The sequence below is a fragment of the Edaphobacter sp. genome (assembly GCF_035763405.1).
In the GTDB taxonomy this organism is placed as follows: domain Bacteria; phylum Acidobacteriota; class Terriglobia; order Terriglobales; family Acidobacteriaceae; genus Edaphobacter.
The window spans coordinates 1-19,348 of record NZ_DASUBE010000085.1 but is presented as its reverse complement, the minus strand read 5'-3'; the positions used below and the strand labels follow the sequence as shown (position 1 = coordinate 19,348).

The following is a 19,348-nucleotide window of genomic DNA, read 5'->3' as shown; positions in this document are numbered from 1 at the left end:
TACACCGTAAAACAGACCATAGAGAACCAATACAGCAGCACAGCAAATACTTCAGTACGAACGCGTCTCTCTCGGCCGCGTTATCTTTTTCACCCTGACTCTGCCATAGTTCCGCCGCTTCCGCAGAGTCATTGCAGAAACCATCATCCCCAGGCCCACCAGCCAGACGCTCGGAGGCTCAGGGACCGGCGCAGGATCGACGGCAAACAGATCGTGCGCCAGAGGAGCATTCGACGTATCGACCACCGAAACCAGCGTGTCGCTCTCACCATTGATGAAGACCGCATCTCCCAGCGCGTTGATAAACCCTCCGTCGAACGATCCGTTGGTCAGGAAGTCGGTCAGCGGGTCGGTCCCCGTCCAGACGCCTTTGACATTACCCAGATAACCGCCCAGCAACTGGTGCCCGTTGTTGCAGACGCCGGATAGCGTCCCGGCCGTGCAGGCCGCTCCGTTGTCCCAGTTGAGGGTTGGGGCGGCGGTCGAGTACACCGGGTTCTGCTGGCCCACGTAGTAAGTTGCAAAGCAGCTCGAAGCTCCCGTTACCCCGCCGCACAAGGTGTTGAACGGGCTGAGCGAGTTCGAGAGATCGACCACAAAATTGCCCGATGCATCAATCCCGTAGAAGTTCTCGTTCTGCGTATAGGCCACCACATTCACCGAAAAGGTGTCGCCAAACGCCGAAAGAACGCTGAATAAAAAGACGCTTGCCGTCAGAATCACACCAATCACGTAGGTTTTGATGGACGGCAGCATGAAATAGAGCCTCGTATGCATCATCTTGCACGTTCATAAAGCAACCGATGTGCCAAATTCTCATTTATTTAGAATGAATGACTTACGAGTCACCAGTCGCAAGTGTGCAAATTTTTGCCACTTTATCGTTCTAGAGAATTACCACTTTGCCGGCTTGGGGAAAGTCACCGTGCGGAGGCCACGGACCGAGTTCCCCACGTAGACAACCTCTGCTGAGTCAATATCCTCGGGGGTCAGCACCTGCTCCTCAGCGCCCGCTTCCAGCAGATGCCGCCGCAGCACTCCAGGCAAAACTCCGCACCGGACGGGCGGGGTCAGCAGCCTGCCGTCTTTTCGGATGAAGACGTTGCTGATCGTCCCCTCTGTCACCTCGCCGCGCTCGTTCAGGAAGAGCACCTCGTCGAATCCATCGGCACGCGCCCGGGAAAGCTCGCGGTCGTACATCTCCCGTCGCGTCGTCTTGTGCCGCAGGAAGACATCGCTGGAGAACGTCCGCTGCGCCGACCACCGCACCCGGCAGTGAGCCTCGTCCGCAGCGAGCACGGCAGTCATGACCGAAATGCTGCCTTCTTCGTCGAGCAGGAGCCTCACGCGGTAGCGGCTGCCGGGCTCGAATCGCCGTGCCTGCCCGGCAAGCTGCGCCACAATGGCGTCCCGGTCACAAGAGAAATCAAAGTATTCTGCCGAACACGCCAACCGGTCGAGGTGCATGGCAAGCAGAAAGTACTCGCCGTCCCAGAGCATCGTTTCGATCAACTGCATGACATGCCGTTCGCGCGTCAGAAACGCAGCCTTCAGCAAGCATTCTTTGTACTCGTCTTCGGGCACAGAGTCGGCGACGATGCCGCCGCCCACGCCCATCCGCGCCTGGCCGTCTGCAAGCACGAGCGTGCGGATGGCGACATTGAAGGCCGCCTTCCCCTCCGGCGAGATGTAGCCGATGGCTCCGGTGTAGACGCCGCGCGGGCCGCGCTCCATCTCGCGGATAATCTCCATCGTCCTGACCTTGGGCGCGCCGGTAATGGAGCCTCCGGGAAACATGGCCTTGAATATCTCGTAGTGCGAGAGCCCGTCGCGCAGCTTGCCTGTGATGGTCGAGGTCATCTGGTGCAGCGTGCGGTATCGCTCAATGGAGAAGAGGTCTTCGACCTCGACAGAGCCCATCCGGCAGATGCGGCCCAGGTCGTTGCGCAGCAGGTCCACGATCATCAGGTGCTCGGCGCGGTTTTTTTCATCGTGCCGGAGCCGCTCTGTCATCCGGGCATCTTCAGCGCAGTCAATCCCGCGTGGCATGGTGCCCTTCATGGGCCGCGTCACGATGCTGCCGTCTTCTATTTTGAAGAACAGCTCCGGCGAGAGGGAGAGGATATGCTGTCCGGCGCAATGCAGCAGCGCGCTGTAGGCTACCGGCTGCTGCCGTGCGAGCGAGCCAAATGCCGCATCCGGGCTTAAATCAGTGGCAACATTCACACGGTCCGTGAAGTTCACCTGGTAGGTGTCGCCGGCGGCGATGTACTCCTGTATCTGGCGGATCTTTGCGCAGTACTCCGCCTCGGAGGTATTGAGCGTGACGGCTTCGGCAAATCTTGGCGGTAGAGCTGCGGATGAAGATGGAACGGGCAGAGTGAACTCCCCCTCGAAGCATCCTCGCTCGTGATCGAAGACGACTGGCTTGCGATAGACACCGAACCACGCCAGCGGCAGGTCTTCGCTTCCAGCTACGGCATCGCCGACGCGCTCGAAGTGATAGCCGCACTCATAGCCGACGTATCCAGCGACGTGGAATCCTGCGGCAAGCGCCTCTTCCATCTGTCGAAAAAGCTCCGGCACCTCATCGAGCGTCGTCGCCTGAATCACTCGCTCTGCGTTCAGAAAGACAAGGCTGCGCTGATTCTCGGCATCGAAGCGGGATGTCTCCAACAGAACAGCGTTCGGAGTGCTGGCCACGAGCGTGTGGAGTTGAGGTGGAAGCTGCCACCAGCGCATCAGGCCATCACCGCGCGAGTTTCCTCACGCCGGAGCCGTCGGCAACGAGCGCCGCAGTTGCCATGTTCAGGAACAGCCCATGCTCGACCACGCCGACGATCGCGCGAATCTCGGCCGCAACTTTCGCGGGGTCGGCCATCTCGCCACATGCGCAGTCAAGGATGAAGTTGCCCTCGTCGGTGATGTAGTCAGAACCGTCTTTGGCGTGGCGGCGAGTGGGATGCAGCCCGAGGTCTGTCAACCGGCGCGAGACCAGCGGCTCGGCCAACTGGATGACCTCGACCGGCACGGGAAACTTGCCCAGTAGCGCAACCACTTTGCTTGCGTCCGCGACGATGACGAACTGCTTCGCCGCGCTGGCTACGATCTTTTCGCGCAGCAGCGCGCCGCCGCCGCCTTTAATCAGGGCCAGATGCGGACCGACTTCATCGGCTCCGTCGATGGCTACGTCGATCGTCTGCACACTGCGGAAATCGATAACCGGAATGCCAAGAGAGACGGCGAGGTCTTCGCTGGCCCGCGAGGAGGCGATGCCCCGCACCTTCAGTCCGGCCTTGACCCGCTCACCCAGCAGGCGGATGAAGTGCGTCGCGGTCGAACCCGACCCCAGTCCTACCACCATGCCTTCCTCGACAAATTCCAGGCTCTTGCGAGCCGCCTTGACCTTTGCGTCGTCTACACTTTGCATAGCAAGTATCTTAAATCACTCGCGGCAGAGTACCAGGCGGGCGGGCCAGTAAATCCACGCATGCGACCATCCAATCCCTTAGCGCACGTACTCCAGCAACCGAGGTCCAATGCCTGAATGAGACACAGGAACTTTTTGGCCGTCCTGGCCCTGCTCCCGACTCTGTTTTTGGCGGACCATACAGCCCGCGCTCAGGCTGCACCCACCGCCATTCAGCCGCTGCGCCTCTCTGCCTTCGGCGGGGTAACGGGCACCTACACTAACTTCAACGGCGGCAAGAATGCCGGCTTGACCCTCGGCGGCGACCTCACCTTCCAGACCGTGCCCTACGTCCGGCCCTCGCTGGAGTTGCGCGGTACAGCACCCTTCGACAGCGGCAAAATCGACCGCCAGATCAACTTCCTCATCGGCCCCAAGGTCGAATACCCCTGGCACCGCTTCCATCCCTACGGCGACCTCCTCTTCGGCCGCGGACTGATTACCTTCCTCCACGGCGGCTATCCCCAAAATGGCCTGCTGTATGTCAGCTCCGGCACCGCCGTGTACTCCTTCGGCATGGGCGTGGACTATGACCTGACGAACCGCTGGGCCGCCAAGGCCGACTTCCAGCTTCAGCACTGGCACACTCCCATCACCGGAGCCTCGACCATCTATCCCAAGGCGATTACCTTCGGAGTGGTGTATCACTTCGACTTCAATAACCGCCGCCGGCAACGCTGAAGTCGCAGGGCGGGCATCCTCAACAATCGAAACGGCATCTGATTCGATGGATTTCCCGCTTCAGCCGGAGTGTGTGCTCCTGTCGAAGTGTCTCTTTGCTGACCGGCTTCAAAAATTTCATTTAGGGAGAGTCACAGATGGCCCGTGTTAAATATCTTTTTCTAGCTGCCGCTCTACTTCTCTTTACCGCAACCACGCCGCTGGCGTTGGCCCAGGCCGCCAACTCCACGTGGTCTCAGGAAGACACTGTCCGCATCGTCAAGGACGTCCAGAAACAGCTCGCCAGCCTTCCCAATTACGCGGTCTTCGACTGGATCACTTTTGGCATTCACGGCAAGACCGTCGTTCTGCATGGTTATGCTTCACGGCCCACGCTTAAGGACGATGCCGGACGCGCCGTGAAAAACATCAAAGGCGTTGAAAGCGTGGACAACCAGATCGAGGTTCTTCCCAACTCGCCGAATGATGACCGCATCCGCGCTGCTGTCTATAACCGCATCTACACTGCGCCCACGCTGCGCATGTACAACGCCAACCAGGGCCGGCTGGGCCGCGGTCTGAGCGTCGCCCGCATGGCTGGCGGCATTACCGCCGATCCGCCTATCGGATACCACGCCATCCATATCATCGTGAAGAACGGCAATGTGACGCTGTTCGGCGCGGTGAATAACTCGAGCGACGTCGCCGTGGCCGGGATGCAGGCCAACTCTGCCCCCGGAGCCTTCAGCGTAGACAACCGACTGGTCGTGGCAGGCGCTCCACGCAAAGAGAAGTAGTGCCGTATCGCTGCGGGGGTACACTGCTCCCGCAGCGGCTGAATGCAGCCCTCCCCTGCTGCACCGTATGACCACATTTCTTTAAAGGTTGAAGAGTTCGCGGAGCCGTTTCGTCTGCGAGCGGCTGACCGGGACTTCGGTCTTCTTCGGGTCGTCCATCCTTAACTGATAGCTCGACTTGAACCAGGGCACGACCTCGCGGATGTGCTGGATGTTGACCAGAAACGAGCGGTGCGCACGCCAGAACATCTCCGGGTTGAGCTGGTCGGCCAGCTCCTCGAGCGTGCGGCAGTTCGAGTGACCTTCGACCGTGGGCGTCACCACGCTGATCGTCCCGTCTTCGATGGAGGCAAAGCAGATCTCGCGCTGGTCCACCAGCAGCAGGCGGCTGTGCGCGCGAACGACAACCTTGCCCATGTTGGCTTTCGGGGCCTGCTCTTCGATCAGCCGCAGCAATGCGTCCAGCTTGGACTCGCTGACCGACTCCGCCGGAGCAGCCAGCCGCACCGCCGCCTTCTCGATGGTCTGCATCACGCGCTTGCGGTCGAACGGCTTCAGCAGATAATCGACCGCGTTGACCTCGAAGGCGCGCACCGCATATTGATTGAACGCCGTGGCGAAGACCACCTGAGGCATCGGGATCTTGCGGTCGAGCAGCTTCTTGAGCACCGCGAAGCCGTCGAGTCCGGGCATCTGGACATCGAGAAACACAACGTCCGGTTTGTGGGTGCGGATGAGTTCGACCGCTTCGATGCCGTTGGTTCCCTGCCCCAGAATCTCGACACCGCCGGCTTTCTCCAGAAGATACTGAAGCTCCTGCCGGGCCAATACTTCGTCGTCGATGATTAACGCGGTCAGCGGCATACGAGTGACTTAGTCACTATATACGCGCAGCCGCGCAGGCGCCTGGTCCTCGGCCAGATCGTGTCCGCAGTTCTTGCAGAACACATCCGTGATGAGCACGCCGCGGAAGCACTTTCCGCAGACAGGAGCCATCTGGAATTGGCATTGGGGACAGAAGTGCGCCGACGCATCCAGCTCCGTGCCGCAGTGCGGGCAGGGCGTCAGCATGGGCTGACGAAGCAGGAAGTACACCACCGCGCCGATGCCTCCAGGCATCACGACCACAACCAGCATCCACAGGCCGGCAGGCATCCGGCGGCGCTTGACGTCGCGGCTTACATAGCCAACCAGCAGGACGTAGCTGGCAAACGTCGTTCCCCAGAAGTAGCCCGCCAGCAGCCGCATGGTCAGCAGTTCATGCTTGTGATGAGGCATGACGCCGTGAAACAGATACTGAATCGCGACAAAGACCACGATGGCCAGCACGACCGACCACGCAGGGATCATGCTCAACTGGTCGTCGCCAGTCGTCGCCCTTCGCGTCTCGTCCGCTCTTTGTCCACCGAACATCATCAGGCAGCCTCACCACGCTTGCGAATACGGCGAAACAGGACAACCGCCAGCAACGTCATCGAGACGGGCAGAAACCACAACAGCAGGACAAAGAGCTGGTTGCTCGCATCCGGAACGCCGATCGGGTTCACATCATACTGCGACAATACGTTCCACACCGCGGTCAGCAGAATCCCAATCAGAGCCGACGAAACGACGACCGGAATCACGAGGCCACGCACATGGCTGCGCCGCGCCGCCATCTTTTCCGCCCGCTCGCGCACTACGCGGTGAGTACGGTTGACCACGGCTGCTCGCGCACCCCAATCCTGCATAGGAACCTGGCTCATAGCGCAACGGCCTCCTTGATGCTGTGCGATGCGCGGATCTTTTCGACCTCGGGCTTCAGGGCGGCGAGTCCGCGATACAGGCGCGATTTTACCGTGGAGAGGGGCGCACGTGTCACGCCCGCAATCTCTTCGAGTGAAAGCTCTTCGTAGAACCGTAGCACCAGCACTTCGCGGTAGGTCGAGTCGAGCGTCAGCAGAACCTCGCCCACCTCGGCGCAGTCTTCGCGCGACTGGAAGTGCTCGAGCGGTGAAGGATCGGAGATGGCAATCTCGAACGGGCGCTCGTCGTCGCCCTCACTCATCTCGTCGAGGCTCGACATGGTGCGCTTGCGCGAGAGGTCGATGACCAGGTTGCGCGCAATGGTGAACAGCCAGGTGTCGAAGCGGGCCTTGCCGTTGTACTGCGCGCCGCGCACCAGCACACGCATCCACGTCTCCTGAAAAAGGTCTTCGGCTACATCGCGCTTGCCGGTCAGGAAGAGCAGATAGCGCAGCAGGCGATGTTGGTACAGCTCGATGAGATGGTCGAGCAGTTCGGGGTCCTGCCTCTTCAGGCCACGGGCAATCGCCGCGTTTTCGCTCTGGGTCTGAGCGAGCACAGCCGGGGCAGCGATGGACGCAGTACGCACAGTCTTAGAGACGCGCATCCGGTCGAAAAAGACTCGTTTTGTTATGGATGGGGTCATTGCCCGGCTTCTCTTATTCTACGGCCCAGGCCGTCGTTCGGCGGGCATTTTGCACGGTAAACTGGACGGATGGACGTTCTTTACGGCCTCCACCCTGTTGAGGAGGCCATTCGGTCGGGCGCGCGCCGCCTGGACCATGTGAGTGTCGCCCGCGAGCGCCGCGATGAGCGGCTGGAACGGCTGATCGGGCTCTGCCGCGAGACGGGCATCCGCGTGGCGCTTGAGCCTCGTGAGCAACTGACCCGGCTGGCCCGCACCGACGCGCATCAGGGCGTCCTGGCCGTGGTGCGGGAGCGGAGCTTTCTGGGCATCGAAGACCTGCTTGCAGCCAGATCCGATGCCGAATCCGCTGGCAGGTCCAATGGAAACAGGTTCTTTCTGGCGCTCGACGGCATCGAGGACCCGCACAATCTTGGCGCGCTGCTCCGGACGGCAGACGGGGCCGGGGTGGATGGAGTCATCCTGCCGGAGCGGCGGTCGGCTCCGGTAACAGCGACGGTGGCGAAGACTTCGGCTGGCGCCTCGGAACATGTTCGTATCGCTCGGGTTACGAACCTCGTGCGGTCGCTCGAACAGATGAAGCGGGCGAACATCTGGGTGCTGGGACTCGACGAGCGCGGGACGCCGGACTATATGGACTTCGACTTCAGGACGGACTGCGTGCTGGTGCTGGGGCGCGAGGGCGCGGGACTGCACGATCTGGTCAAGAAAACCTGCGACCATCTGCTGCGGATACCGATGGCGGGTCAGGTTTCGTCTCTGAATGTATCGGTTGCGGGGGCGGTGGTGATGTACGAGGCGATGCGGCAGCGGCGACAGACGGTCGAAACGGTCAAAAAGCCGGCAAAGAAGCTGAAGGGGCTGGGCTCCTGATGCGTTGTCTGTTTTGTGTGCTGCTGTTTGCGATTGCGTCGGGTCTGCCTGCTCAGGAGCCCCAGCCGCAGCAGGGGACGGTGCTCTTCAGCCGCGATCAGGCTTCGGCTGCGGCGAAGACTGCGGCTCCGGCGGAGAAGGAGCCCGCGGTTGCGGTCACGGATGTTGAGCGGAACTCACTAACCTTTACTGCTTACGATCTGGACGCGCATCTGACTCCTGCGCAGGCCGGGCTTGCGGTTCATGCGCGGTTGACGGTGCGGAACTCGGGCGCGCGGCCTTTGACGCGGCTGGTGTTTCAGGTCTCTTCATCGCTGCACTGGCAGAGCTTCGGGCTGGAGGCTTCCTCGGGCATCTCACAGCTTTCGTTTATCGAGCACACGATCGACACCGATCTGGACCATACGGGCAAGGCGTCCGAGGCTGTCGTTGCGCTCGCTGAGCCGCTGGCTCCGGGCGCGAGCCTGAGTTTGTCCGCCTTCTATGCTGGTGATGTGAAGCAGTCAGCGAACCGGCTGGAGCGGATCGGAGCTCCGGATGACAAAGCCGCACTGGCGGACTGGGACAGGATCTCGCCGGAGTTGACGGCGCTGCGCGGCTTCGGCGACGTGCTGTGGTATCCGGTCGCCTCTGCGCCGGTGTTTCTGGGCGATGGCGCGAAGCTGTTCCAGACGGTCGGAAAAAGCAGGCTGGCGCAGGCAGGGGCGACCGTGCGGCTGCGGCTGGCAGTGGCTTACGTGGGCGACCCTCCGGACGCGGCGTACTTCTGCGGGAGGCGGGAGCAGTTGACCGTCGTCAGCGAGAACAAGAACCTTCCAGTGGTGGACTCGCCGGGGATTGCGACGGCTGAGTTCGCGGCGCGGGCGCTGGGCTTTCGGCCGCTGAGCCTGTTCGTCACGGACCGGCCCGCGACCGTGACCGACGACACGCTGATTGGCGCGGTAACGGACCACTACGACGCGCTGCCGAACTACGCGGCGGCGGCGGCGAAGGTAGCGCCTCTGTTAAAGGACTGGCTCGGAGCGGAGCCGCTGACGATGCTGAACATCATCGACCAGGCTGGGCAGCCGTTTGAGGACGATGCTCTGCTGGTTGCGCCGGTGCGCGCGGCCACGCCGGGTGCGCTGGCTCCTGCGCTGGTTCATTCGCTCGGTCATATATGGTTCCGCTCGTCGCAGCAATGGCTGGATGAGGGCGTGCCGGAGTTTATGGCGCTGCTCTGGCTGGAGCAGACGCAGGGGCGCGATGCGGCAATCGCTCAGCTTCAGAGCAAGGCGAATGCGCTGGCACTGGCCGAGCCGGTGGTGAAGGACGACTCGACTGCCGTGGGGCAGAGTCTGGTTGATGCGACCAGCGAGGTCTACTACCGGACGAAGGCTGCGGCGGTGCTTTGGATGCTACGGTCGATTGTGGGCGATGCGGCGTTGAAGCAGGCGCTCCAGACCTATCGGCGCGCCGGTAAGGACGATGAGGACCCGGAGGCGTTCGAGCGGGTGCTGGAGGCGAGTGCGCACCGCGACCTGCGCTGGTTCTTCAATGACTGGGTGTATCGGGACCGGGGGTTGCCGGACCTGGTAATTGCGGATGTGACGCCGCGGCTGCTACAGACGGCGGCGAAGGGGACGAGCTGGCTGGTGTCGGTGGACGTGCGGAACAACGGCTATGCGGCGGCTGAGGTGCCGGTGACGGTGCGCTCGGGCGACCTGACGATGACGCAGCGGTTGCGGATTGCAGGGCAATCGGACGCCTCGACTCGCATTCTGTTTCCGAGCACTCCTCAGGAGGTGATCGTCAACGATGGCAGCGTGCCGGAGGTGACGGCCTCGTCGCATACGAAGCAGATTGTGGCTCGGTAGGGTCACTCCCCCTCCCCCTATTTTTGTGCAAAGTCCTTCGAACAAAGGAGTTAGGTTCGGACTTCAATTTGAGATGCTTGCTAAAGTATTGATTCTATTACTTCAATGGTGATGGTTTCAGGGTAAAATATTCATCTTATTTGACTTACATCGATTTCAGGGAAGTATTCCAATGGGACAGGTCTGGTGCCGCCACAGGAGAAATGCAGGGATTCTTCCCCTTCGCAAGCTCAGGGTCAGAATGACAGCTTTGAGATGCCTGGTCGAATGCGCCTGAGCCGGACTTTTTTGGAGGACTTCCCATACAGGTGTAGCCCGACGCGAACCGATTTGCAGCGTTAGCGGCATGGCTGAAGCCGTGCCCTTGAGCTAAACCGACTTTTTCAGCACCCTCTCTAGCTCCTGTTTCTATTTTAACGCGATGGGGGAAACTGGCCCGCCATGGCTGGGTGTTGGCGATGTGCCTGTATTTCAAGGGGATGGTGGGTTTGGGGTTGGTTTGAGGGGTTGACAGGGTGGAAATACGGGGATCTCTCCACTCCGGCGGCAAAGGGCGCCGACTCCGGTCGAGATGACGTGTTTTAGGACATTTTCCTTGTAGGGATAGTCCGGCACGAGCTGATGCGGAATGGCCGTTCAAGATTTAGCGGTGGCCGGGGTGGTGGGCGGGGGCGGGAGTGGGTGTGTTGGCGGTCCAGGTCTGGGGGCCGTGCCAGTGGCGGGTGGCAGTGAGGTCGATGCGGTAGGGGCCGGTGGCGCGGTTGGTGGGCAGGGCGGCTGCGAGGCCGTCGCCGAACTGCGGGATGGCCGCGGCGAGGGCGAGCAGGCGCGCGGTGGAGGCCATACCGGTGAGATGGAGCGTGTAGCCGGTCGCGTCGAAGTGGCCCTGGAGGATGGCCGGCTCCTTGCCGCCAAGGGCGAGCATGGTGGGGGTGAGGATGAATCCGGGAGCGAGCGGCGGCGTACCCTGCTTGCTGCGCAGGGAAAGGCTGACGTTTTTCCGAAGGCGGCTGGGCTGCTCCGGCTGGGTGGTTGCCTCTTCGAAGCCATCGACGGATTGCAGGGAGAGATCGCTGGCGACGAGCGAGGCGCGGCCGGCCTTTGGGTTGATGAGGCCAGCTCCGGCGAGCAGGAGGTCGCCTTCCCAGTGCGAGGCGGTGTCGGGGATGGGATGCCAGGAGAGGCTGCCGCTGAGGTTGCCGGTGACGGCGAGGTTGGACGGGATGCGGGAGCTGGCGATGCGGAGCCAGTCGAGCAGCGTGGCAGCAGGGATGCCGGGGGTGCCGATCTCGATCGTGGTCTGGGTGAGGTCGCGGATGTCGGGGATGTCTCCCGAGGCAGCGACCATGGGATGACGGGAGACGGAGATGGGCGGCCAGGTGCAGCGCAGATTGCGGAAGGCGTGGAAGTCGGAGGCGGCGGTGGCGAGACATTCGAGATCGACCTGCAAGAGATGATCCGGAATGAAGTCGGCGCGGCGGGCGTCGATGAGACGGAGGCGGGTCTGGATGGAGCTGTCGGAGACGGTGCCCAGAATGGTGGCGGTGAGATCGAGGTTGCCGCGGACGTTGAGGTCGCGCCCGAAGAGGAGGTGGGTGGATTCGCCGAGGGGTGCCTCGCTCCACTCGCCCTGGAGGTTGAGCGGGACCTGGCCGAGGGAGGCGGCGCGGCCGAGGGTGCCTTCGATCTGGATGAGGCCCGCGCCGGAGACGTCCGTGTCGGTGCGGGCGGGGGTGCCTTTGAGGCGGAGGTGCCACTCCTGGGGGTCGGGGAGCCAGAGGGCGAAGTCGGCGTCGGTGAGCGAGTAGGGGGTCTTTTCCTGGTCGAGCTTGAGGTTGAGGCGCGCGCCGGTGGCTTCGATGTAGGGAAAGCGCGGGGTGGGGCCGGGTTTGAGCTGCGCGGTGGGCGCGGCCTGAATGTGCGCGGCGTGGAGGAGGATGGTGTTGAGGTTCCACTTGCCGTTGGAGAGATGGACGAGGTTGACGCTGGGCTGGTCGAAGCTGATGGTCGAGAACTCGATGCGGCGTCGCCAGAGCGAACTGAGACGGAGTGTGGCGCGGACGGAGTTGGCGCGGATGATGGGCTCGGAGCCGAAGGCGGGGTCTTCATCGACAACGAAGTTGGTGAAGGTGAAGCCGGGCAGCGGGAGCAGGGTGAGCGTGACCGAGTCGAGATGGACGGTGCGGCCGAGGCTTTGGGAGAGACTGGAGGCGATGCGGCGCTGGAAGCGGTTGACGCTGACGAATGGAGGCAGCAGCACCAGCATGAGCAGGATGAGCAACGCGAGCACGACGGAGAGCACACCGGGGAAGCGGCGGGCTCGGCGGCGGCTTGGGGTTTCGCGGGTGCTCGGAGTGGGTTCGGCTTGTTGCATGGGCGGTGTGTGGGTGAAAGACAAGATTAGGGAGGCCCTGATTATGTCTTACCAGCGTACCTCAGCGGCTAAAGCCGCGCAGATTTTGCAGTCTTTACGGCATCCTTCGACTCCGCTCAGGACAGGCTCTGAAGCCGTGCCCTTAACAAAACGAGGCTCAATCAGAGGTTCCTTCGAGCTTTTTTACGGGAAGGTGTGTCTGCTGGAAACCGCAGGTCCTTCGACTTCGGCGGCAAAATACGCCGCCTGCGCTCAGGATGACAATTCCTGAAGTGGTAGAGCCTTGAGTAATCCGCTATAAGGCTATGGAATGGAAACGCAAACTAAAGGCTTCAGCGGGTGATGTGCAGGGTGCGGTCCCAGCGGGTTTCGGTGAAGAAGTGGAGGATGATGTGGCCGATGAAGGCGAGGCGGTCGCCGATGGTCTGCTTGTTCATCTGGTCGGCGGGCGTCTCGAACGACCAGTAGACGAACAGGGGGCGGCCAACGATGTTGGCGCGCGGCGCGAAGCCCCAGAAACGGCTGTCGAGGCTCTCGGTGCGGTTGTCGCCCATGGCGAAGACGGAGTTGGGAGGGACGACGAGGTCGCCGTCCTGAATGTGGTTGGGCATGTCGTTGGCCCAGAGCGCGGTGACGTTGCCGTATTGCAGGTCCGGGCCGGGCGGGACGGCGGGAAAGTCGTCGCGGTAGGCGTTGAAGGCGTGCTGGGGGTTGTCGTCATCGGCGGGCATCTGTGCCTGCGGCAGATGCTGGGCGACTCCGTTGAGGTAGACGACGCCTCTGTTGAGATGAAGATGGTCGCCCGGGAGGCCGATGGCTCGTTTGACGAGGAACATGCCGGGGGTCTCGGAGTTGGGCTTGAAGAAGACGATGATGTCGTTGTGGTGGACCGGGCTGTAGTGGACGAACGGCGCCCAGGAGGTGGGCGGAGCGAAGGCGATGCGATCGACGAGGACATGGTCGCCGATGAGGAGCGTCTTCTCCATGGAGCCGGAGGGAATTTCAAAGTTCTGGAAGATGAAGGTGGTGACGAAGAGGAAGACCGCGAGCACGGCGCAGATGGAGGCGAGCGATTCGAGAGGTGTTTCGGCCTGGTCTGATTTTTTCTTCGCCTGGGGTGCCTGCTCGGTTTCGGTGGGGTTCATGCGTTCTCCGGTGTCTGAGGACAGTGTATCGCTGAATGCAGGCGGGATGAAAAGCGGCTGGTTGGGATTTGTGCTACGACCCCACCTTGGCGACGATAAGGCCGTCGCGAAGATGGGGCACCCGGCGGTTTGTGGGGCTATGAGAACAATGCGGGGATTCTTCGCTTCGCTCAGAATGACGGTGCAGATTGATTTTCAGCGGACGATCTGGAAGGTGCGGCCCCAGCGGGCGAAGCTGGTGAGCAGGTCGAGCGTGCCGGGATGGCGGCCGCGGGGGGTGGCAGCGTCGGCGGTGGCGGCGAGCGGGTCGGGGTCTTCGCTGATTTCGCGGAGAGAGAAGTAGATGAGGAGCGGTTTGCCGACGATGTCGCCGCGCGGGACGAAGCCCCAGTAGCGGCTGTCTTCGCTGTCGTTGCGGTTGTCGCCGAGGACGAAGTAGTTGCCGGCGGGGATGATGAGCTCGCCGTCGTCGATGAGGTTGCGCATACGGATCCACCAGCGGGAGTCGATGTCGGGGTCGGTGCTCTGGAGGCGGGGAAAGTTGTCGCGGAAGTTGTCTGGAGGAGTGGGGCGGTAGACGGCGTAGCCTTCGGCGAGTGGCTGGTCGTTAATATAGACGCGGCCGGCGCGGAGCTTGAGATGGTCGCCGGGCAGGCCGATGACGCGCTTGACCAGGTGCATCGAGGGGTCGATGGGGTAGTAGAAGACGATGACGTCGCCGCGATGGATGCGGCCGGAGGGAAGGATGCCGGTCGAGGCGTCGGTGGAGGGAGCGAGCTTGGTGACGAGGACGAAGTCGCCGATGAGCAGCGTGGGCTCCATGGAGCCGGAGGGAATGCGGAAGGGCTGCACGATGAAGGTGATGATGAAGATGGCCGCGACGATGATGTTGAGCAGAGATTGGATGGTGTGGAGCGCGCCGGTCTTTGCCGTGGCTACCGACACCGGCTGCGGCGGCGCGTCGGGTTGGGCGGCGGGCGAGTTCACGGGGTCTTCTCCATGCCTGTGTGCTTCTGGGCGACGAGGCGCTGGAAGGCGATGCGGGCGGCCTCCTGCTGGGCCTGCTTCTTGGTGGTTCCTTCGGATTCGGCGAGCGGGATGGTGCCGCCGGAGCCGTCGGCGATGCGGACCTCGACACGGAAACGCTTCTGGTGGTCGGGGCCGCTCTGGGCGGTGAGGACGTAGTGGGGTTGGCCGGAGCCGGTGGCCTGGAGATGCTCCTGCAGCGCGGATTTGTGATCGCCGATGGCTCCGGAGAAGGTGCTGGACGCCTGCATGGCGAGGTTCAGCTCGGGAAGCGCGGGCTCGATGATGTGTTTTTCGATGAAGGCGCGGGCGGCGGGAAGGCCGCCATCGAGATAGAGCGCGGCGATGACGGCTTCGAGCGCGTTGGCGAGCAGGGCGGGCTTGCGACGGCCTCCGCTCTGCTCTTCTCCGCGACCGAGCAGCAGGAGGTTGCCGAGGCCGATTTCGGCGGCAATGGCGCTGAGATGGCGACGGCTGACGAGCGAGGCGCGCAGGCGGGTGAGTTCGCCTTCGCGGGAGGATGGGAAACGGTGGAAGAGCGATTCGGCTACGGCGAGTCCGAGGACGGCGTCGCCGACGAACTCGAGCTGCTCGTTGTCGGAGGTGGGGTCGGGGAGTGTCTCGGGCTTGGTTTCGTAGGCGAGCGAACGGTGGGTAAGCGCCCAGGTGAGCAACTTGGGGCGCTGGAAACGATAGCCGAAGAAGGTGGCCTCGCTTGCTGGCGTTCGTCCGGCTTTTTGGCGGCGCGTCGTCACTCGGACCCCCTGCGCTTAAATTAATGTACCGGAGTCAGGTTGCCCGGCAGAGTGTCACTTCTGAGGCGGCGGGCGGTAGGCGTCCTTTTCCGCCTTGCCGCTGGGATCGAGCGGCGCGTTGTCGTCGTCGGACTGGTCGGCTGGCTTCATGCCCGGCGCGGAGAATGGCTGCTTGAGGCCCGCTTCGGCGGCGGCCTTGGTGTCCGGCTGGGAGTCTCTCACGGTGAGGGCGGCCTGGTACTGGGCGATGGCTTTCTGGCGGTCGGGCATGACGTCGTAGAGGCGGCCGAGATAAATGTGCGACCAGGCGAGCGTGCGGGGGTCCTTCGAGGACTGGAGCGTGGCCTGAAAATCCGTGATGGCGGCGTCTGGCTCGCTCTGCATGAGATCGACGCGGGCCATGAGGTAGTGGGCCTGGGCGTGGTCGGCGCTGGGGTCGGCGAGCGCGGCCTTGGCGATGGCCTCGGCTCCGGGCAGGTCGCCTTTGAGCAGCTTCATCTCACCGAGCTGGATGCCGGTCAACTGGCGCGGCGCGCGGCGGACAACATCCTGTGTGCCTGAAGGCAGAAAGACGATCTGCTGGGCGGCGTGGCTCTCGCGGCCCACGTCCATGCCGTAGACCATCTCGCCGATGTCCTCTTTGAGGCTGATGGACTGCCTTTCCATGTTGCCGAGCTTGTCGTAAAAATAGCCGGTGAGAACCCAGCCCTGGCGCATATCGAGATCGACGGCGTTGCGGCGTGTCTGTTCGGCCCGGCGGTTGTAGGCGGACATGGCCGTGTCGTAGCCGATCATGTCGGCGGCGCGGAGGCCGGAGCCGGTGGGACGCACGGGCTTTGCGAGGCCGACATCCATGATGTGCGCCTCGACCGCCTTGATGAGGCACTCGGTGATGAGCGAGGCGATGTTGGATTTGTAGGCGAACTCGATGGGCGCGTCCTGGACGGTCTTGAGCAGCGGCATGAGGCGGTCCATGGCCTGGGCGCGGGAGTAGACCAGGGGCTCAATCTCGTAGTGCAGATAGGTGTGGCGGATCTCGTTCATGTGGACCGCGCCGAGTGGATCTCCGGCAGGCGAGACGACCACGATATAGTCGCTGCCGTAGATGCGCGCGTTGGTGGCTGAGGGCGCGAGCATTGGCTCCATGAGAACAAGGAAGCGGCGGTCGACGTAGCTGGAGACCGGCATGCCGAGGTAGACGTTGGTGTTGAAGACCATGCGCGTGAGCGGGTCGTGAATGCGCGCGGTGAGGGCCTCGTAGTCGGCGTGATGGTTGACCCAGAGGGCGTTGAGGTGAACGTCGGCGGCGAAGGCGCGGAGCAGCGGGAGGATGTTGACGACCTGGGTGGAGTCGGGCGGCAGCTCGAGCTGGCTGACGGTGGGGGTCAGTTCAGGCGGTGGGCTGAGGTAGAGCGCGAGCGAGACGTACTGGGCGAGGTTGAGGCCGCGATCGTTGAGCGTGTGCTGGCGAACATAGGCGCAAAGCGCGTCGCGGCTCTCGCGGGCCTGGGCGGAGACGGTCAGCTCGGAGTTGATCTCGTCGCGAATCTTCAGGCGGATGGGGGCCGAGGCGGCGAGGTCGTCGTCGTAGCCGCAGGCGTTGAGGGCAGCAGCTATATAGAAGAGGGGTTCGCTGGTCTCGAGTGTAACGGACGCACCGGCGGTGCGGGGTTGCGCGATGCGCGGCGGCGCCGGCTGGGTGGTGTCGGTGGCCGGGGTGTCGCTGCTGCTACTGGAGGAGGATGAGCCCTGCTGCGCAAAAGTGGAGGCTCCGCCGAAGAGTACGGCGGCGGCGAGGCATAGGCAGGCAGCACGGAGGGTGGGGCGCGACAGCGGTGGAGCAGGATTGGGCACGGTAGGTTCGACGTTCTTCTGAAGTTTAAGAGAGCGAGGGGGCGGGTGGCAAACGGGTTGAGGTGAGAGCAGTGCTTTCTTGCAGGATTGGCAGGTCCGAGAGGCCGCTCGCCTTCGTGGATTGTATGGGTTGCGTTGGCTGTAGGGGAATACGGGGGTCTCTCCACTGCGGCGGCAAAAAGCGCCGCCTCCGGTCGAGATGACGTGATTTGGTGGTGCGGCAAAGGCCTATGCTTTGGTCGGATGACGTGATTTGGTGGCGATGGACGGAACAGCAGATCCCTTCCCCTTCGGCTTCACTCAGGGTACGGAATGGAAATGCAAAGTCGGCTGGTTGAGATTTGTGCTTTTCTACCCATCGCAAAAGTGCGATGAAGGGGCACCCGGGCGTTTGTGGGTCTGCGGAAAAATGCGGGGATTCTTCGCTGCGCTCAGAATGACCGTGGTTGGGAGCGAAGGCTACGCGCGGACGGAAATGCCGGAGAACGTCATGACGACGCGGCCGCGCACCGGAGCGCCGAAGACGCTGGCGGGCTGGAAGACGCTCAACAGGAGCTGGTCCACGATCTGGGTGCGGACCGAGGAATCGACCTGGCCGGCGACGATGTTGTAGTCGTAGACGCGGCCTTGCTCGTTGACGTAGGCCTCGACAACAATGACCGAGTCCTGATTGGTGATGATGGTTCCGGGCGTGATGGCGGAGTAGAGATAGTGGGGCGCGGTCATGCTGCCGAGCGCGCCGTCGTTGGCCATGACGGGCTCGGGCGCAGCCATCATACCGAGCAGCAGCATGATGCCGCCCAGCAGCACCACGGAACCGGCAAAGCCCGCCGAGACCTGCACCAGCAACGGGCGGATGGAGTTCTCCCACTTGAGGCTGAAAGCGTCGCGCCAGCTTGACTGCCTGCGAACGAACTCGTGCGAAATGGCGAGGCGGAGCTTCATGCCGAGATCTGCGGGGGCCTTTGCGGGACCGAGCGCGGCGAGCGACTGCTGCATGGAGCGCAGCGCGGCGAACTCGCCGGTGCATGGGTCGCAGACTTCGAGATGCCGGGCAATTTCATGCATCTCGTGGCCGCTGACGGCGCCGTCAAGATAAGCCGAGAAGGCAGATTGGATGCGAGCACAGTGTGGAGAGGTCGTCATGCGGCTGTCTCCTTGGATGCCTCGAAGCCTGTGGAAGGAGCAGGCCTGCCGGTTATATGTGCGGCACCTACGGCCAGAAGCGCGCGGAGGGCGGAGCGTCCGCGCGTGAGACGCGATTTGACGGTGCCGATGTTGGTGCTGAGGATGTCGGCAATCTCGTCGTAGCTGAAGCCTTCGATCTCGCGCAGGATGACGACGGTGCGGAAGGCTTCGGGCAGCTCGCGCAGGGCAGCTTCGACGCGAGCGCGGGTCTCAGCGTGCGCGGCGTGGTCGAAGGGGGACTCTGCGCCATCGGCGAGCGTGGCGCCGAGACTGAGCGGCCGGTCGTCGTCTTCGGACGCGGCGGGAGAGTCGATGGTGATCTCCTGCTTTTTGTGGCGCGACCACCAGCGACGCTGGTTGGATGCTTCGCGGAGCGCGATGCGGTAGAGCCAGGTGCGCAGGCTGGCGTCTCCATGGAAGCCGCCGATGCCGCGGAAGACTTTGATGAAGACCTCTTGCGTGATGTCGGCTGCGTCGGCGGGGTCGTTGAGACTGCGCGCAATCAGCGAATAGAGCGGCTGATGATATTGCGCGATGAGGATAGCGAATGCCTCTTCGGAGCCAGCCTTGAGGTCGGCGACGAGTGCTGCGTCTTCGGTCGTGATGCCAATCGCGCTGGCTAAGTTTCCCACGAGTGTGCCCGCCTGCATGTTAGGGTGCCCTCTACAATACGACCTCGAAACAACAAGTGGCAAATAACGGCGTAGTAACCGGTGTCGCGGAGCACTCGGAGGTGATGAAACTGCGCCGCCGGCGGCCGTGTGCTCGCTCACACTATTTCGTTTAGACACTGGCAGATAGCAAAAGGTTCCCTGGGCGGTTTGACGAATGACGCACACTGCTGGAGAATAGAAGAGTCCTTCCCTAAGAGTGGGCCTGTGGCGCAGCTGGGAGCGCGCTTCCATGGCATGGAAGAGGTC

General features: G+C 62.7%; 18 protein-coding genes. 4 read left to right on the top strand and 14 right to left on the bottom strand.

The window, feature by feature from the left end; genetic code table 11:
* Window positions 1-51 precede the first annotated feature (51 nt).
* The 3 genes from VFU66_RS08805 to rpiA all read right to left on the bottom strand — a co-directional run bounded on the left by VFU66_RS08805 (window position 52) and on the right by rpiA (window position 3,430).
* Window positions 52-780: a PEP-CTERM sorting domain-containing protein gene (locus VFU66_RS08805; RefSeq protein ID WP_326445870.1), complete on the bottom strand. Its 729-nt coding sequence runs from the start codon at window positions 778-780 to the stop codon at window positions 52-54.
* Window positions 781-894: 114 nt separating this feature from the next.
* Window positions 895-2,742: an aminodeoxychorismate synthase component I gene (pabB, locus tag VFU66_RS08800; RefSeq protein ID WP_326445869.1), complete on the bottom strand. Its 1,848-nt coding sequence runs from the start codon at window positions 2,740-2,742 to the stop codon at window positions 895-897.
* Window positions 2,743-2,749: 7 nt separating this feature from the next.
* On the bottom strand, window positions 2,750-3,430 hold the full coding sequence (gene rpiA / locus VFU66_RS08795) for a ribose-5-phosphate isomerase RpiA (protein ID WP_326445868.1): 681 nt from the start codon (window positions 3,428-3,430) through the stop codon (window positions 2,750-2,752).
* A gap of 135 nt (window positions 3,431-3,565) precedes the next feature.
* On the opposite strand from rpiA, the gene VFU66_RS08790 reads away from it, so the two are divergent.
* A complete protein-coding gene (locus VFU66_RS08790; RefSeq protein WP_326445867.1) occupies window positions 3,566-4,150 on the top strand; it encodes an outer membrane beta-barrel protein in 585 nt (194 codons plus the stop codon).
* 137 nt (window positions 4,151-4,287) lie between these two features.
* Window positions 4,288-4,926: a BON domain-containing protein gene (locus VFU66_RS08785; protein WP_326445866.1), complete on the top strand. Its 639-nt coding sequence runs from the start codon at window positions 4,288-4,290 to the stop codon at window positions 4,924-4,926.
* Between the two features lie 81 nt (window positions 4,927-5,007).
* On the opposite strand, the gene VFU66_RS08780 is transcribed toward VFU66_RS08785, so the two are convergent.
* The 4 genes from VFU66_RS08780 to VFU66_RS08765 are packed head-to-tail and all read right to left on the bottom strand — an operon-like array spanning window position 5,008 to window position 7,318.
* Window positions 5,008-5,790, bottom strand: a complete 783-nt coding sequence (locus tag VFU66_RS08780; protein WP_326445865.1) for a LytR/AlgR family response regulator transcription factor — start codon at window positions 5,788-5,790, stop codon at window positions 5,008-5,010.
* Window positions 5,791-5,799: 9 nt separating this feature from the next.
* Window positions 5,800-6,342 carry a zinc ribbon domain-containing protein gene (locus VFU66_RS08775; protein WP_326445864.1) on the bottom strand — a complete coding sequence of 181 codons (543 nt, stop codon included), beginning with the start codon at window positions 6,340-6,342 and terminating at the stop codon, window positions 5,800-5,802.
* The gene (locus VFU66_RS08770; RefSeq protein ID WP_326445863.1) at window positions 6,342-6,671 is read right to left on the bottom strand and encodes a hypothetical protein; all 330 of its coding nucleotides are present in this window, start codon (window positions 6,669-6,671) and stop codon (window positions 6,342-6,344) included. Before VFU66_RS08770 ends, VFU66_RS08775 begins: the two co-directional genes overlap by 1 nt.
* A complete protein-coding gene (locus VFU66_RS08765) occupies window positions 6,668-7,318 on the bottom strand; it encodes an RNA polymerase sigma factor (protein ID WP_326445862.1) in 651 nt (216 codons plus the stop codon). The genes VFU66_RS08770 and VFU66_RS08765 overlap by 4 nt, the downstream gene beginning before the upstream one ends.
* Before the next feature lie 108 nt (window positions 7,319-7,426).
* Between VFU66_RS08765 and rlmB the strand changes: the two genes are divergently transcribed.
* Complete coding sequence (gene rlmB, locus VFU66_RS08760; RefSeq protein ID WP_326445861.1) at window positions 7,427-8,230, top strand: 23S rRNA (guanosine(2251)-2'-O)-methyltransferase RlmB; 804 nt, start codon at window positions 7,427-7,429, stop codon at window positions 8,228-8,230.
* Window positions 8,230-10,086 (top strand): M1 family aminopeptidase, encoded by a 1,857-nt coding sequence (locus tag VFU66_RS08755; protein WP_326445860.1) that lies wholly within the window; start codon window positions 8,230-8,232, stop codon window positions 10,084-10,086. Before rlmB ends, VFU66_RS08755 begins: the two co-directional genes overlap by 1 nt.
* 643 nt (window positions 10,087-10,729) lie before the next feature.
* Here the strand turns inward: VFU66_RS08755 and VFU66_RS08750 are convergent.
* The 7 genes from VFU66_RS08750 to VFU66_RS08720 all read right to left on the bottom strand — a co-directional run bounded on the left by VFU66_RS08750 (window position 10,730) and on the right by VFU66_RS08720 (window position 19,060).
* Window positions 10,730-12,460, bottom strand: a complete 1,731-nt coding sequence (locus tag VFU66_RS08750; RefSeq protein WP_326445859.1) for an AsmA family protein — start codon at window positions 12,458-12,460, stop codon at window positions 10,730-10,732.
* Between the two features lie 332 nt (window positions 12,461-12,792).
* Window positions 12,793-13,605 (bottom strand): signal peptidase I, encoded by an 813-nt coding sequence (lepB, locus tag VFU66_RS08745; protein WP_326445858.1) that lies wholly within the window; start codon window positions 13,603-13,605, stop codon window positions 12,793-12,795.
* Between the two features lie 195 nt (window positions 13,606-13,800).
* Entirely contained in the window at window positions 13,801-14,592 is a 792-nt protein-coding gene (gene lepB / locus VFU66_RS08740) for a signal peptidase I (protein WP_326445857.1), read from the bottom strand.
* Complete coding sequence (rnc, locus tag VFU66_RS08735; RefSeq protein ID WP_326445856.1) at window positions 14,589-15,386, bottom strand: ribonuclease III; 798 nt, start codon at window positions 15,384-15,386, stop codon at window positions 14,589-14,591. Before rnc ends, lepB (VFU66_RS08740) begins: the two co-directional genes overlap by 4 nt.
* 54 nt (window positions 15,387-15,440) lie before the next feature.
* The gene (locus VFU66_RS08730) at window positions 15,441-17,240 is read right to left on the bottom strand and encodes a tetratricopeptide repeat protein (protein WP_326445855.1); all 1,800 of its coding nucleotides are present in this window, start codon (window positions 17,238-17,240) and stop codon (window positions 15,441-15,443) included.
* A gap of 459 nt (window positions 17,241-17,699) precedes the next feature.
* Window positions 17,700-18,386, bottom strand: a complete 687-nt coding sequence (locus VFU66_RS08725) for an anti-sigma factor family protein (protein WP_326445854.1) — start codon at window positions 18,384-18,386, stop codon at window positions 17,700-17,702.
* Window positions 18,383-19,060, bottom strand: a complete 678-nt coding sequence (locus VFU66_RS08720; RefSeq protein WP_414649399.1) for an RNA polymerase sigma factor — start codon at window positions 19,058-19,060, stop codon at window positions 18,383-18,385. Before VFU66_RS08720 ends, VFU66_RS08725 begins: the two co-directional genes overlap by 4 nt.
* Window positions 19,061-19,348 lie beyond the last annotated feature (288 nt).